The following is a 14,664-nucleotide window of genomic DNA, read 5'->3' as shown; positions in this document are numbered from 1 at the left end:
GGAATGTGTGTTTAATAATTCTTATACCTCTGGCTATCCCAGTGATGGTGTATCGTGGTGCGTTGCAGGAGATGTGATGGAAGTACAGACGTTTGAGTTGGCGGACTTTTATGCAGTGGCTGCGGGCGCAGCGGTTTTGGCCAGTGGTGGCGGGGGCGGCTATCAGGACGCGCAAGCCATTCTGAATCAACTGGCCGCTACAGGTTGGAGCGGTACTGTCCGGGTGCAATCCTATGACGGCATGACGAATGCCTGTGTTTTGGCCATCATGGGCTCACCTAATGCAGCGGAAAGTTTGTCCCTGGAAGCGGTGACCCAGGCAGCGCGCAACACCCTATCGGTATTCAATGCCAGCACCGGCGCTCGATTGGGTTGCCTGATCCCAGTGGAGATCGGCCCCATCAACTCCTTGGTGCCGCTGATTGCGGCCGCCCTGCTGCCCGGATCGCTTTGGGTCGTGGATGGCGACGGCGCCGGACGAGCCGTGCCCGAGTTGCCGCAAACCACCTTTGGCGGCAGTCTTACTTTGCCGGCCAGTCCGGCTGCTTTGGCCAGTGATCAGGCCGTGGCCGCTGAAGTCGAATCGGCGGTACTCAATGCCCGGACCGCGTCCCAGTTGGAAACGCTGGCAGGTGGGGTGGTGGCGGCTTTTGGAGGCTACAGCGGGATTGCGCTATGGCCGTCAATTTCCAGCAACGGATTCCCTTTGAAAGGTAGCTACATAGAGGGCACTTTGTCACAGGCTAAAGCCTTGGGACAGCGCCTCTTGAGCGCTACGAAACCACTGTCCACTGCTGAAGTGGCGCAGGCCATTTCGCAGATCACTGGCCGAGTGGCCACCGCTTTGGTGAGCAACTTCTACATCACCTCGGTGACCCAGTCGACCACCAGCGCCTCGCTGGATTGTGGCTTGATCCGGCTTGACAACTCGCCAGTACCGAGTCAGAGTACCCAGACGCACATCCTCTACAACCTGAACGAAAACCTGATCATGTACTCCTCGTCGAGCAGTGCGCCTGATGCCATTGCCCCCGACTCAATCTGTTACTACTCCGAAGGTACCGGGCGCGGTTTTTCCAATGCCTCTGACGACCGGGCGCGGTTTTTCCAATGCCTCTGACGACCTGGCGCTGTATTACGACGCCACCACTGGCCAAAGTACGGGCGTGCCTGTCAGCGTGATCCGTGTGCAAACTGCGGCGCAGCTTTACCAGGCGACCGGAGTGTTGTCGTCGTTTTCCGGACTGTTGCGCAATATCGGCTATGCGGGGGCCTTGCCGCCTGGCAGTTTATGAACGAGCTGAATCGTAACAAGGAGCGTTTAGCGCTGGCGCTGGAAGCCGCTGGGCTGGATTTGTGGGAAAACGATCTGGTCACTGGTGAGGTAACGTTCAAAGCCCTGAAGACATTGGATCAACTGGGCTATGAGGGCTCCGAGATGGCCGGTACGGTCGAGGAGATCTTAGGCCTTGTGCATCCCGATGACTTGCCCCACCTGCAACAAGCCGTCCAAGACCATTTGGATGGCAAAACGCCGCAATACCGCTGTGAGTTTCGGCTGCGTGCCAAAAATGGCGCATGGATCTGGTTTGCCAACTTTGGCAAGGTCATGGACGGCACCGCAACGGCCGAGGGCAAGCGCTTCGTGGGGGTTACTTTCAACATTGACGATCGCAAGCGCAAAGAACACGAAATCGAGCAGATGAACCGCCTGCTTGCCGAAAAAAATGCCTTGCTCGAAAACCTTAATCTTCAGTTGGAATTATTGGCATCCACCGATTCCCTTACCGGACTGACCAACCGTCGCAAACTGATGGAGCTGGGCTTGCAGGAGTGCAAACGGGCAGAACGTTTCCGGCATCCCTTGTCCGTGTTGATGCTCGATATTGACTATTTCAAGTCGATCAACGACACCTGGGGGCATCTGGTGGGCGACCAGGTGATTCGTGCCGTGGCCGAGGTCTGCAAAGAGCGTGTGCGGCAAGGCGTCGATACCGTTGCGCGATTTGGTGGGGAGGAGTTCATCCTGCTGTTGCCAGAAACGAACATGAAGGGGGCTTACCAGCTTGCCGAAGTGCTCCGGGAGTCTATCGCGCAACGCGAGGTGGTCGCCAATGCACAGGGCGACCATGCCCAATTCACTGTCAGTATCGGCGCAGCGTCTTGTGACGGCAGCAATATCCCGGCTTTCGAGGAGTTGCTGAATCGGGCAGACACGGCCCTCTACAAAGCCAAACAGTCGGGGCGCAACAGCGTACAGGACTGACTAGTAACATCAGGGTCGTATCAAAATAAAACCAGCAAACGGCAAGATCCCAAAGACTAATTGGTTTGCCTGGTGTACAAAGCAGAAGCTTTTGTCCTATTATCCACTAAGCCAACTGCTGATATTGCTGCAAAAAGTCGACAAAAGCGGTGACCCGGGCCGGGCGAAACCTGCCCGGTGGATAGACCGCATAGATACCGCCTTGCGCTAAGCGCCAGTGGGGCAGCAGCCGGACTAATTGGCCGCTTTGGACCAGCTCGCGGGCGCTGTAGTCGGGCAGTATGCCTATGCCGGCTCCGGCCAGCATCAATGCGGTGACCGTTTGGGTCGAACTGGTTTTAAAGGGCGCCTGCAAATACTGGCTGTGCTGCACCGTTGCGCCGCTCTGCGGATCGGTTTGACTAAAGCGCCACTGCTGGGGTTGCTGTAATGGCGTAAAGGCAATAAAGCGCAAGTAAGCCAATTCGGCCGGGTGCTGCGGTATGCCGGTTTGTGCCAGATAGGCCGGGGCGGCCAATAACCACTGCTCAAAACTGCCGAGTTTTCTGGCCTGCTGGCTGGAGTCTTTTAACCAGCCGGCGCGAATGGTTAAATCTATCCCTTCTTTAATCAGATCTTTCACCTGATCGCTGCTGCGAAACTCTACCTCCAGCGCCGGGTGCTGCGCCATAAACGCAACCACTGCTGGTGCCAGAATGCGGTTGTTGTAATCTTCCGGTGCACTGAGCACCAGCCTGCCTTGCAACACCTTGTCGCTGCTTTGCAACTGTTGCAAGGCCTGTTGCAGCTCATCGAGCAGGGGCAGGCAGTCGTGCAGCAGCTGCTCGCCGGCCTGGGTCAGGCTAAGTTGCCGCGTCGTGCGCCGAAACAACGCCACCCCTAATTGTTGCTCCAGCGCTTTTAACTGCAGGCTGATCGTGGTTTTGCTGCAGCCAAGCTGCTCGGCTGCCGCGGTAAAGCTGCCGGCAAGGTGAAGCTGCTGCACCAGTTGCAGGCTATTTAAATCGGCGTGATCCATGCTTATTGTTTTAATTAACCAAACAGTGATTTTAATATTAGGCTATTTTTCTGCGTTAATCGAGTGGGCATACTAGCGGCACACTGAAGGTGAATCACAAAGTAACGTTAGGAGCACAGTATGGAATTAGTCATTTTAGGCGCATCAGGCTTTATCGGCTCGGCCATTACGGCAGAGGCATTAAGCCGCGGCCATCAGGTAACCGCAGTGGTGAGCCGACCCGAGCGGCTTGAACCCAAAGCGGGCTTAACAGTAGTCGGGTTGGATATAAACGACACCGCAGCCTTAACGGCGTTATTGCGCGGCAAAGATGTGGTGATCAGCGCCTTTAGCGGCCATGCCCAGCAGGATGTAAAAGGCTACTATGTAAAAGCGTTTCAGTCCGTATTTACTGCCGCAAGCACTGCCAAAGTAGGTCGTTTGCTGGTGGTCGGTGGCGCTGCTACCTTAACCCTGCCCGATGGCAGTCGCCTGCTGGATAGCCCGGATTTCCCGGCAGAATACCGCGCTACCGCTGAAGGTGCGGCAGAGGTATTGCAGCAATTACGTAGCCAGAGCACCCTGAGCTGGAGCTTTTTATCGCCGGCAGCCGATATTTTCCCGGGCGAAAAAACCGGAAGCTTCCGCCTGGGATTGGATGCTTTACTGACCGACAGTCAGGGGCAAAGTCGCATTTCTAATGGCGATTATGCGGTGGCGATGCTAAATGAAGTGGAGCAGCCACAGCATAGCAACCAACGTTTTTGTGTGGCCTATTAGAATTGGCTCAGATAAAAATTAACCACCCTCTCGGGTGCTGAATGGCGACATGAACAACAGCGAGCAACGGCTGGTTGCTGTCAGTCGAAAGGAGGCAAAACAAGCGCCATAGACTCAGAGATTGAGTATATAATGCTGGTTTTTCCTCCTCAGGTCGTTTTGTTGTGACTAGTCTTGAAAAAACAGTGGATTTGCCGCCCTCGCCGATAGCAACACCTTCGCCAATTTCTACGCCTGCGATGATGGTAGTGCCGGTGGTTGGTGCAGTGAGTGTGGTGCACTTGCTCAACGATCTGATCCAGGCGGTATTGCCAGCCATTTATCCGATGCTAAAACAGGATTATGCGCTCAGCTTTACCCAGATTGGCCTGATCACGCTGATTTTTCAGCTGACCGCTTCTGTGCTGCAACCTGCTGTGGGTTTTTACACCGACAAACACCCCAAGCCCGCTTTGCTACCACTTGGCATGGTGTTTACTCTGCTGGGGCTGGCGCTGCTTAGTCTGGCCCAGCGTTATGATATGCTGCTGTTGGCATCGGCGATGATAGGGCTGGGCTCGTCAACCTTTCACCCCGAAGCCTCCCGGGTTGCACGGATGGCATCCGGTGGGCGCTATGGTTTGGCGCAGGCGATGTTTCAGGTAGGGGGCAATGCCGGCTCGGCGCTCGGGCCTTTGCTGGCTGCGATGATCATTATCCCGCGCGGCCAGGGCAGCATCGGCTGGTTTTGCCTGTTTGCCATTGCCGGCATTATGCTGCTGGCGTGGGTCAGCCGCTGGGTGGTGCAATCCAATGCCAGGCAGCGGCTAGGCAATGCCGCGAGAAAGGGCAATGGCTTAAGCACCCGCCAAACCCGCCAGGCATTGGGGGTACTGGCACTGCTGATTTTCTCCAAATACGTCTATATGACCTGTCTGAGTAATTTCTACACCTTTTACCTGATTGAAAAATTTGAAGTATCGGTAGCCGACTCGCAGTTGTTTCTATTTTTGTTTTTGGCCGCCATCGCCGTGGGCACGGTGGCCGGCGGCCCTATCGGGGACCGGTTTGGCCGCAAGTGGGTGATCTGGGTATCGATTTTGGGCGCGGCACCGCTGGCGTTAATGCTGCCTTACAGCAGTTTATTCGGCGCGGCGCTATTAACGGTGCTGATTGGTCTGGTGATGTCGTCGGCTTTTTCGGCCATTATTGTGTTTGCTCAGGAACTGATGCCGGCCAGGGTAGGGATGATTTCCGGGCTGTTTTACGGTTTGATGTTTGGCATCAGTGGCATAGCCGCGGCCGTACTTGGCATGCTGGCAGATGTCACCAGCATAGGTTTTATTTTCAAGCTCTGTGCCTGGTTTCCCCTGCTGGGCATACTGGCATTCTGGCTGCCGGATATGCGCCGTACTGTTTAGCCAGGCCAGAACAAAATTATGATCGCTTTTCCCATCAGAGCGTATTGGTCTATTGGTTTTTAGCACCATCCGAATGTCTAACCAAAAGAAGTCATGCTTATGCGATATGTTCTGTTTGCTGCTGCGGCGGGAGCCGTGGTAGCGGCTGCTGTTTATGCGGTTACTGTGAGTGGCCGGGCACCGGTCAGTGCCCAGGATTTTGTCAATTTACAACAAGGCGACTCAATTCAGGCGGGTTTCAGGCGCGCTCACGCCAAGGGGTTTTGCATCAGTGGCGAGTTTCAGGCCTCCGGAGAATTAGCTGCTTACTCCAGTGCCAAAGCATTGCAGCCTGGCAGTTACCCCTTTATTGGCCGCATTTCAATTGCCGGGAGCAACCCAACGGCACCTGATTTACGCGCACCAGTGCGCAGCCTGGCTTTAACCATTTTGCCTGACACAGTGCATCAATGGCGCACGGCGATGAATACACCGCCGGTGATGGCGGTAGCAACGCCGGAAAAGTTTTATCAACAGCTGTTGGCCATTCAAAGCAATACCGTGCCGCAGTTTTTTGCTGATCACCCGGAAAGCGCGCATTTTCTACAATGGCGTAGCCACTATCAGCCAACCCAAAGTTATGCCACGGAGCGCTACCACAGCATTAATGCTTTTTATCTGGTTGACCGGCAAGGCAAACAGCAAGCAGTGCGCTGGACGGCCTTACCACTGACGGATGAAGCTGGCGTTATTGCGGACGAAGAGGCAGCAGATGCATTGCAGCAAGAGTTTTTCAGTCGACTGCAGCAAGGGCCAGTGCGCTTTGACTTGCAGTTTACCCTGGCAACCGCCAAGGATAATCCGGCCGACGCCACTATTCCCTGGCCGGAAAGCAACCTACAGCTCAGTGCCGGTACTATCGTGATTGAGCAAGCCAGTGTGCAGCAAGAGGGCGCCTGCAATGCGCTTAATTTCGACCCCTTGGTGCTGCCCGCTGGCTTTGCACCATCGGCAGATCCGATTTTACGCGCCCGCGCAGCCGCCTATGCCGAATCGCACCGGCGCCGGGCCCGCGAAGTCTTGATGCAGCAGGTTGTCGGAGGTGCCAATGAATAAGCCGCAGACTTATCCCCTTGCCATGCGGGTGATGCATTGGCTGATGGCTGCGTTAGTGCTTAGCCTGCTATTTGCCGGTTTAACCATGGTCAAGTCACTGGGGCCCTGGCAGCAGCAACTTCTGGCCTGGCACAAAGCCATGGGGTTGATTGCCTTGCTGGCGATTGTGGTGCGCCTTATCATTCGCCTGCGCTCAGAAACGCCAACATTACCTGCTAGTGTGCCGAACATGCAGCAAATGGCTGCGAAGCTCACGCAACTTGGCTTTTATCTGTTGCTCTTTGTGATGCCGCTGTCTGGCTATTTAATGCAAAACGCGGCCGGCCGGCCACTGAGCTTGTTTGGGCTGCCGCTGCCAGCCTTACTTCATACCGATTTAGCCCTGTACGGCTTGTTCCGCGAAATTCACGGCTGGGCAGCACTGCTGTTGGTGCTGCTGATTGTGGTGCATAGCTGTGCCGCCCTCTATCACGGCTTGATAAAGCGGGATGGGGTGTTTCGCAGTATGGTACGAAAATAGTTCATAGCGTGCGAGAAGGTCACTGCACCAAGCGATGCAGTGACTTTTCTCGGAAAAGAGTCAGTCTGAATTTTGTTGCATCAAGAACTCTGCCAATGCCTGATAAGCCGGTAACGAGGTTGCATCATTGGCGCTGTTGCTGGCAACCGGATGCGAGGCGAAACGCACAATCACCATGTCAGCGGTCGGGTCGATGTAAATGGTCTGGCCATGCACGCCCCGGGCAGCAAAAGCCTGATGCGGATTATGAAAGACCCACCACATACTGCGGTAACTGCCACCGGTTAAACTGCTAAAACCGTCCGCAAAGGCCGCTTGATCACCACCGGCCTGAATGCTGCGGGCCAGCTCTGGCGTTATGACGCCGGGTTTACCTAGTGTTGCATCCAGCAGTGCTTGTCCCAAACGGCCCAAATCCCGCAGGGTGGCACTGATACCGCCACCGGCAAAGGGTGTGCCGAGCCCATCGACAGTCACGTAGGCATCCTGTTGCATCCCCAATGGCTGCCACAAGAGTTCAGACACCAACTGGTGATAGGGTTTACCGGTTACGGTGGCGAGCACCCAGCCCAATACATCACTGTTGACGGTTTTATAGCCAAACACCTTGCCATGCTCTCCCGCGGCCCGGACGGTCATCAGATACTCAAAATAACCCACTGGCCCCTGATAGCCGGCAGGCTTCGGTAGTGGGTTAGCCGCAGCACTGTATTGCCAGATATCCGCAGTTGGATCGGCATAATCTTCACTGTACTGAAGCGCAGTGGTCATATCCATCACCTGCCTTACCGTAGCATTGGCAAAGGCCGAATCCTGAAGCGCTGGTATCAGCTGGCCGACCAGAGCGCTTTCATCCAGCAGCCCCTGTGCAATCAGCATTTCCGCCAATAAGCCGGTGATGGATTTGGTCATCGACATCGCGGCATGATGTTGTTGTGGGCCCAAACAGCCCCGATAGCTTTCGTACACCACTTTGCCGAGGTGGAGCACCAAAAGTCCATCGGTATAATTGGCCGCCAGGCTATCGTGCCAACTGATGGGCGTGCTGGCCCCTGTAGGAGTGAACTGCAATTGGTCAATCGACGCAATGAGTGCTTCTGGCAGTGGGGCATAGTGGTCGATGGCGCGCGGAATGGCTGCAGTGGGCAGTAACTCACGCATGTGGCACACGCTCCAGCGTAACTTAGGGAAACTAAAGAAGTTGCTATCGGGCTGAGTGATCCGTTTTTCTACCGGCGGCGGAAAACCCTGCATCCAACCGAGCGTTCGTGGATCGGATTGTTCGGCGTTTAATGGCTCCACTGATGAAGTCGCCGCTGTAACGGGCAAAACAGCAGTTGCCATCAACCCGATGAAAACAGATACGAAGATTCGCTGCGGACTCGCAAAACGCATAGCACTGCTCCTTATTAGGCGGCTTCATTCAGCTTAACAAGGAATAGCTGTCTGCTCCAGTGTTACTGGCTTGGAAGGCGCTACCAATCGCTAAAACTCAGAAGGAACATCCACAAACACGGGGCATTATTGAGTCAGCTTTGTGGCATGCAACTCAAATGCTGGTGCATGGTTTTGCAAGTGCCTGCAAATACTTGACTAAAATACTCGGATAAATAGTTGAGTGTTTTACTCGGGTATTGTACCATCGCCTTTTCTGGCGATTTCTCAGATTATCAAACAGCGCTAATGAATACAGCACATGCTGCGGCCTTGTTTGGTGGTTGTGTTAAGCATACTGATAATGAGGGGTTTATGCGAGGTACTATCACTGAAACGGTGACTCAGGTTCATCATTGGAACGATACGCTTTTTAGTATTAAAACCACACGACGCCCTGGCTTCACCTTTGAAAATGGTCAGTTCGTGATGATTGGCATCGAAGTGGACAACAAACCACTGCTACGGGCTTACAGCATTGCCAGTGCGAACTACGAAGATGAGCTGGAGTTTTTCAGCATCAAGGTACCGGACGGTGCCTTGACCTCGCGCTTGCAGCACATTCAGGTGGGGCAGTCGTTGCACATCTCGACCCGTCCAACCGGTACCCTGGTTGCAGGGCACCTGACACCAGGCGAAAACCTGTACCTGTTGGCCACCGGCACCGGTTTGGCCCCTTTTATGAGCATCATTAAAGATCCGGCTATTTACGAGCGATTTAACAAGGTGATTCTGGTGCACGGCGTGCGCACTGTTTCTGAGCTTGCTTATCAGGATGTGATCTGCAATCAACTGCCTAACAATGAGTTTTTTGGTGACTGGGTGCGGGACCAATTACTTTACCACCCAACAGTGACCCGTGAAGCGTACCGCCATGCCTTGCATCAGCAGCGGATCACCAGCTTACTGCAGTCGGACATCTTCACCGAGCACTTGGGCATGCCACCACTGAGCCCGGAGCGGGACCGGTTTATGCTGTGTGGCAATCAAGCTATGCTGGATGACACCATGGCCATTTTAAATGCCAGAGGCTTTAGCAAAGCCAACTCCCGTCAGCGAGGTGATTACGTCATCGAGCAAGCCTTTTTGGAAAAATAGTCTACTTGTTAGCAGCGGATGCCTCATCGCACTGCCAACAGGGTTGTACACGAGGTTTGTGCTGGCCTGAATTGCCGCAAATCCTTAAAAAATTGCATTGATTAACAACCCAACACACAGAATCACCATGCAACGTATTGATTGCATGGTGATTCTAAGATCAGCCACTAACTCATTGCAGCACGCTTTTCGATATGTTCAAGCCATTCATTGCTGATGATAAGTTCACAGATCTATTTACTATACCAACCAGACGGTATATTATTCGCGCTACTGTACCAACCAGACGGTTTTTTGAGGGCGAATGATGAACAAACGAGCCAAGGTAACCAAAGCGCAGATCATTGAAGCGGCGCTAAGCGTGGCAGCCGAAAAGGGCGCTGGCAAGGTAACGCTGGATGAAGTCGCCAAAGTCAGCGGTTTTAGCAAAGGCGGCCTGCTGTATCACTTTCCCAGCAAAGAAGCGCTGATAAGCGCTATGGTGCAGCAGTTGGTGGATGACACCGAAGCTGACCGGCAGCAACTGCTGGCGCAGGGCGACAATGCACTGACCTCCATGATCAAGGCGCATGCCCGTTTAACCGAGCAAGTGCAGGGCAATACCGCCATGGCCATTTTAGCGGCTGCTGCCGAGCAGCCTGGCTTGCTGAGCCCAGTGCAGCAAGCGTGTCAGGTCCTGGTGCAGGATATTAATACTGAAAGCGGCGATAACCCGGAAGCGGTATTACTGATGCTGGCCTGCGATGCGCTCTGGTTTCAGGATCTGTTGTCAATTTCGCCCTTTACTAGCCAGCAAAAAGAGCAGTTGCAACACTACATACTACGCAGGGCTGAGGAGCTAATGCCATGAAAACTTTGTTGGTAAAAACACTGGTTCCTTTCACCTTGCTGTTAATGGTGTCACTTGGGTTGACGGGCTGCTCGAAAGCACCGGATGAAGCCGACCAGCAGACGCCAGTGACGGTAAGGCTGGTGACGGTGAATGGCGATGCTCAGCACAGCAGTCGCAGCTTTGTCGGCCGGGTCGATGCGGTCAGCACCGTTGATCTGGCATTTCAGGTCGGTGGCCGGGTGACGGAATTGGCGGTACAGCAAGGCCAGGTGGTGCCGGCCGGTGAGCTGTTGGCGGCGTTGGATCCTGCCGATTACCAGTTGGCGTTGCAACAAGCCAGGGTGCAACTGGAGCAGGCGCAGCGCGATCTGGAAAGGGCCAGGCCGCTGCGGGAGCAGGGCATTTTAACGCCGTCGGATTTTGAGCAGCTGCAAACCAGTTACGATCTGGCCAAAGTAGCGCTGGATAATGCCCGGCGCAATGTGGAACATACCCAGCTGGAAGCACCCTTTGATGCGCTGATCACCCGCCGTTTGATTGAGCGCTATACCACCGTGGCGGCCGGCACGCCGGTGCTGCGGGTGCAGAATATCAGCGAACTTCGGGTGCATATCAATGTGCCGGAGCAATTGATGCGCCTGGTAAACGACAGTGCTGATTACCGTGTGTTGGTGCGCCTGCCGGGTCTGGCGGATGGGGTGGCGCTGCACTACCGCGAGCATGCTACTGAGGCCGATGCCATCACCCAAACTTATCGGGTATCCTTTGCCTTGCAACCAGTGGCCGGGGTGAATCTGCTGCCGGGTATGACGGTGAATGTGGTAACCGAGCGTACCTTGCAGCAAAGCAGCTTATCGGTACCTTTGTCGGCGATTGATACCGGCACGCCGGAGCAGTTTTATGTCTGGCGTTACCTGAGTGACAGCCAGACGGTAGAGCGGGTTCAGGTGGAGCTTGGCCAAATCCACGGCCAGCAGGTCGATATTTTAAGTGGCGTGCAGTATGGCGATCAACTGGTATCGGCTGGTCTCGTGCATTTGCAGCCGGGGCAGCGGGTACGCCCCTTTCAGGCTTACTGAGCGAGGATAACGCATGAACATTGCCAGTTACGCCATTGATAAGCAAATCAGCACCTGGTTGCTGGTGTTGCTGTGTTTTTTGGGGGGTCTATGGGCCCTTAACACCATTGGCCGGTTGGAAGATCCGGCCTTTACCTTAAAAGAAGCCATTGTGATGACGCCTTATCCGGGCGCGACCGCCGAGGAAGTCGAGCGTGAAGTGACGGAGAAAATGGAGTCGGCCATTCAGCAGTTGTCGCAGTTAAAGCGCATCAGCTCGAAATCCATGCCGGGCATGTCGGAAATTAGGGTCGAGATTCAGGACAAATACGATGGCAGCCAAATGCCGCAAATCTGGGATGAGCTCAGGCGCAAAGTCAATGATATTCAGCCTGAGCTACCCAGCGGTGTGCTGACTCCGATGGTCAATGATGACTTTGGCGATGTGTTTGGCATTTTTTATGCTGTAACAGCCGACGGTTTTAGCGACCGGGAGATCCGCGAGCTGGCGAGCTTTTTACGGCGGGAAATGCTGACGGTACCAGGGGTAGCCAAGGTACAGACCGCCGGTGAGCCGCAGGAGGCCATCTACGTTGAAATCCCGCACGAGCGCTTGCTAGGGCTGGGGTTACCCCCTGGGGTGATTGTCGATACGCTGCAATCGGAAAATGCGGTGGCTTCTGCTGGCTCGGTGCTGGTGGGTGATAAGCGGGTGCGGCTGGTCAGCAAGCCGGGACTTGACTCTGTGGCCGCCATTGAAAACGTGCGCATAGGCAACCCCGGCTCGACCGAACAACTGAGTATTTACGATGTAGCCGAAGTGCGACGCGATGCGGTGGAAACACCGAGCGAACTCATTCGTTTTAACGGCAAACCGGCTTTTACCCTGGCGGTGGCCGGTTTAAGCGATGCCAATATTGTCGATGTGGGTAAAGCCGTTGATCAGCATCTTGAGCTGTTGCAGGCACAAATTCCGCTTGGGGTAACGCTGCAGCCGATTTACCAGCAGCATCTGGTGGTAGAAAAAGCCATCAACGATTTTATCGTCAATCTGGTGCTGTCGGTGTTGATAGTGATTGGCGTGCTGTGCCTGGCCATGGGCTGGCGGGTTGGGCTGGTGGTGGGAGCTACTTTGCTGCTGACGGTGCTTGGTACGGTATTTTTTATGCGGCTCTGGCACATTGAGATGGAGCGGATTTCGCTGGGGGCGTTGATCATTGCCATGGGTATGCTGGTTGATAATGCCATCGTGGTGGCTGAAACCATGCTGATCAATATGCAGCGTGGCCTGAGCTCGCGCCAGGCCGCCCGGGAAGCGGCAGGCCGCACGCAAATCCCGTTGCTGGGTGCTACCGTCATTGGCATTATGGCCTTTGCCGGCATTGGCTTGTCGCCAGATGCTACCGGCGAGTTTCTGTTCTCGCTGTTTGCTGTGATTGGTATTTCCCTGCTGCTGAGCTGGGTGTTGGCCGTCACCGTGACGCCGCTGTTTGGCCATTACCTGTTTAAGCCGGCCAGCGGGGCTTCGGCCGATCCTTATGCCGGGCGCTTTTATCGCCACTACGCTGTTTTGCTGCAGCGGGCGCTGCGTCATCGCTGGCTGACACTGGGTGGACTGGTATTGCTGACCCTGATTAGTGTGCTTGGTTTTGGCAAGGTGCCGCAGGTGTTTTTCCCGGCCTCGAACACGCCGATTTTCTATGTCAATTATTACCTGCCACAAGGCTCGGATATCCAGGCTACGTCGCGGGACATTGCCCAACTGGAAGACTTTTTACTGCAGCAACCTGAGGTGGAGTCCGTCAGCAGTTTTGTCGGTGGTGGTGCCAGTCGTTTTATGTTGACCTATGCGCCTGAGCTGCCCAATCCTGCCTATGGGCAACTGATTGTTCGCACCGGGCATCGTGATGAAATTCCACCCTTGATGCAGCGGCTGCGCGAGCAAATGCCGCCTGAGTTACCGCAAGGCACCATCTATTTGCAGCAACTGATGTTTGGTCCGGGGGCCGGTGCCAAGTTGCAGGTGCGGTTATCCGGTGCCGATGAAGCCGAGCTGCGTCGCTATGGCCAACAGGTGGAAGGCATCATGCGGGCCAGTGGCGTCATCACCGATATCCGGCAAAACTGGCGGCAGCGTGAGCTGGTGATTGTGCCGGATTTCAACGAAGAGCGGGCCAGGGTGGCCGGGGTGAACCGCACCGATGTAGCGCAAACGCTGGAACTCGCCACCACCGGGGTGCAAAGCGGGGTGTATCGTGAAGCCGACCGGCAAATTCCGATTGTGGTGAGGCCACCGGCGCATGAGCGGCTGAGTGTCGATAACCTGCAGGATCGGATGATCTGGAGTTCGGTCGACAATAGTTACATTCCTATTACTCAGGTGATTGATGGTCTGTACACCCGCAGCGAAGAAGCCCGTATTCACCGCCGCGACCGGGTTCGCACCCTGACGGTAGAGGCCGAGCCGGTGCTTGGGATCACGGCCGACCAGGCGCTGCGACAGATTAAAGATCAGCTCGAGCAACTGGCACTGCCAACAGGCTACCGTTTAACCTTAGGCGGAGAATACGAAGACTCGGCTGAAGCCCAGCAATCGTTGGCCAATCAGTTGCCGCTCAGCTTTTTGGTGATGCTGGTGATTAGTATTTTGTTGTTTGGCTCGTTAAAGCAGCCGCTGGTGATTTGGCTGATTGTGCCGATGGCGATTTGCGGCGTGACGGCAGCACTGCTGTTGTCCGGCCTGCCGTTTGGCTTTACTTCCTTGCTGGGCTTTTTAAGTTTGTCGGGCATGCTGATGAAAAATGCCATTGTGCTGGTGGATGAAATCGACCTGCAACTGCAGCAACTGCCAGACAAAATTGAGGCCATTGTCCAGGCCAGCATCAGCCGGATCCGCCCGGTGATCCTGGCGGCACTGACCACCATTTTGGGCATGCTGCCGCTGCTGTGGGATGCATTTTTTAACAGCATGGCGGTGACCATTATGGGGGGCCTGGCTTTTGCCACAGTGCTGACGCTGGTGGCTGTGCCTGTGCTCTATGCTGTGGTGTTTTCTATTCAAAGTAAAAAAAGCAGTTAACCTGGCCGCACCATACCCCGGCTAATCCCCGGGGATGGTGCCTGTCTTTAACATTGAGCCCCTGTGTGGCTGCTAATTTGCATTAGATTTGTCAAAAATTGCAGA

General features: G+C 54.9%; 13 protein-coding genes. 11 read left to right on the top strand and 2 right to left on the bottom strand.

Annotated features, from left to right (window positions below; translation table 11 throughout):
• Positions 1–76 precede the first annotated feature (76 nt).
• The 3 genes from ABC502_RS00960 to ABC502_RS00950 are packed head-to-tail and all read left to right on the top strand — an operon-like array spanning position 77 to position 2,266.
• A complete protein-coding gene (locus tag ABC502_RS00960; protein WP_345914615.1) occupies positions 77–1,120 on the top strand; it encodes a DUF917 family protein in 1,044 nt (347 codons plus the stop codon).
• On the top strand, positions 1,080–1,295 hold the full coding sequence (locus tag ABC502_RS00955; protein ID WP_345914614.1) for a hypothetical protein: 216 nt from the start codon (positions 1,080–1,082) through the stop codon (positions 1,293–1,295). Before ABC502_RS00960 ends, ABC502_RS00955 begins: the two co-directional genes overlap by 41 nt.
• Positions 1,292–2,266 (top strand): sensor domain-containing diguanylate cyclase, encoded by a 975-nt coding sequence (locus ABC502_RS00950; protein ID WP_345914613.1) that lies wholly within the window; start codon positions 1,292–1,294, stop codon positions 2,264–2,266. Before ABC502_RS00955 ends, ABC502_RS00950 begins: the two co-directional genes overlap by 4 nt.
• Positions 2,267–2,372: 106 nt before the next feature.
• On the opposite strand, the gene ABC502_RS00945 is transcribed toward ABC502_RS00950, so the two are convergent.
• On the bottom strand, positions 2,373–3,284 hold the full coding sequence (locus ABC502_RS00945) for a LysR family transcriptional regulator (RefSeq protein ID WP_345914612.1): 912 nt from the start codon (positions 3,282–3,284) through the stop codon (positions 2,373–2,375).
• 120 nt (positions 3,285–3,404) lie between these two features.
• On the opposite strand from ABC502_RS00945, the gene ABC502_RS00940 reads away from it, so the two are divergent.
• The 4 genes from ABC502_RS00940 to ABC502_RS00925 all read left to right on the top strand — a co-directional run bounded on the left by ABC502_RS00940 (position 3,405) and on the right by ABC502_RS00925 (position 7,058).
• On the top strand, positions 3,405–4,043 hold the full coding sequence (locus ABC502_RS00940; protein ID WP_330088134.1) for an NAD(P)-dependent oxidoreductase: 639 nt from the start codon (positions 3,405–3,407) through the stop codon (positions 4,041–4,043).
• A gap of 239 nt (positions 4,044–4,282) precedes the next feature.
• A complete protein-coding gene (locus ABC502_RS00935; protein WP_345915122.1) occupies positions 4,283–5,443 on the top strand; it encodes an MFS transporter in 1,161 nt (386 codons plus the stop codon).
• 99 nt (positions 5,444–5,542) lie between these two features.
• Complete coding sequence (locus ABC502_RS00930) at positions 5,543–6,538, top strand: catalase family peroxidase (protein ID WP_345914611.1); 996 nt, start codon at positions 5,543–5,545, stop codon at positions 6,536–6,538.
• The gene (locus tag ABC502_RS00925; protein ID WP_345914610.1) at positions 6,531–7,058 is read left to right on the top strand and encodes a cytochrome b; all 528 of its coding nucleotides are present in this window, start codon (positions 6,531–6,533) and stop codon (positions 7,056–7,058) included. Before ABC502_RS00930 ends, ABC502_RS00925 begins: the two co-directional genes overlap by 8 nt.
• A gap of 60 nt (positions 7,059–7,118) precedes the next feature.
• Here ABC502_RS00925 and ABC502_RS00920 read toward each other — a convergent pair whose 3' ends face one another.
• Entirely contained in the window at positions 7,119–8,453 is a 1,335-nt protein-coding gene (locus ABC502_RS00920) for a serine hydrolase (RefSeq protein WP_345914609.1), read from the bottom strand.
• A 354-nt stretch (positions 8,454–8,807) separates the two neighbouring features.
• Between ABC502_RS00920 and ABC502_RS00915 the strand changes: the two genes are divergently transcribed.
• The 4 genes from ABC502_RS00915 (at position 8,808) to ABC502_RS00900 (ending at position 14,559) form a co-directional block, all read left to right on the top strand.
• Positions 8,808–9,590, top strand: a complete 783-nt coding sequence (locus tag ABC502_RS00915) for a ferredoxin--NADP reductase (RefSeq protein WP_345915121.1) — start codon at positions 8,808–8,810, stop codon at positions 9,588–9,590.
• A gap of 304 nt (positions 9,591–9,894) precedes the next feature.
• A complete protein-coding gene (locus ABC502_RS00910; protein ID WP_345914608.1) occupies positions 9,895–10,440 on the top strand; it encodes a TetR/AcrR family transcriptional regulator in 546 nt (181 codons plus the stop codon).
• A complete protein-coding gene (locus ABC502_RS00905) occupies positions 10,437–11,501 on the top strand; it encodes an efflux RND transporter periplasmic adaptor subunit (protein WP_345914607.1) in 1,065 nt (354 codons plus the stop codon). Before ABC502_RS00910 ends, ABC502_RS00905 begins: the two co-directional genes overlap by 4 nt.
• 13 nt (positions 11,502–11,514) lie before the next feature.
• Positions 11,515–14,559: an efflux RND transporter permease subunit gene (locus ABC502_RS00900; protein WP_345914606.1), complete on the top strand. Its 3,045-nt coding sequence runs from the start codon at positions 11,515–11,517 to the stop codon at positions 14,557–14,559.
• Positions 14,560–14,664: the final 105 nt, after the last annotated feature.

It is taken from the genome of Alkalimonas sp. NCh-2, from assembly GCF_039631345.1.
Lineage (GTDB): Bacteria > Pseudomonadota > Gammaproteobacteria > Enterobacterales > Alteromonadaceae > Alkalimonas > Alkalimonas mucilaginosa.
Note: the sequence above shows the minus strand (reverse complement) of the source record. Positions and strands in the feature narration are given on the sequence as shown.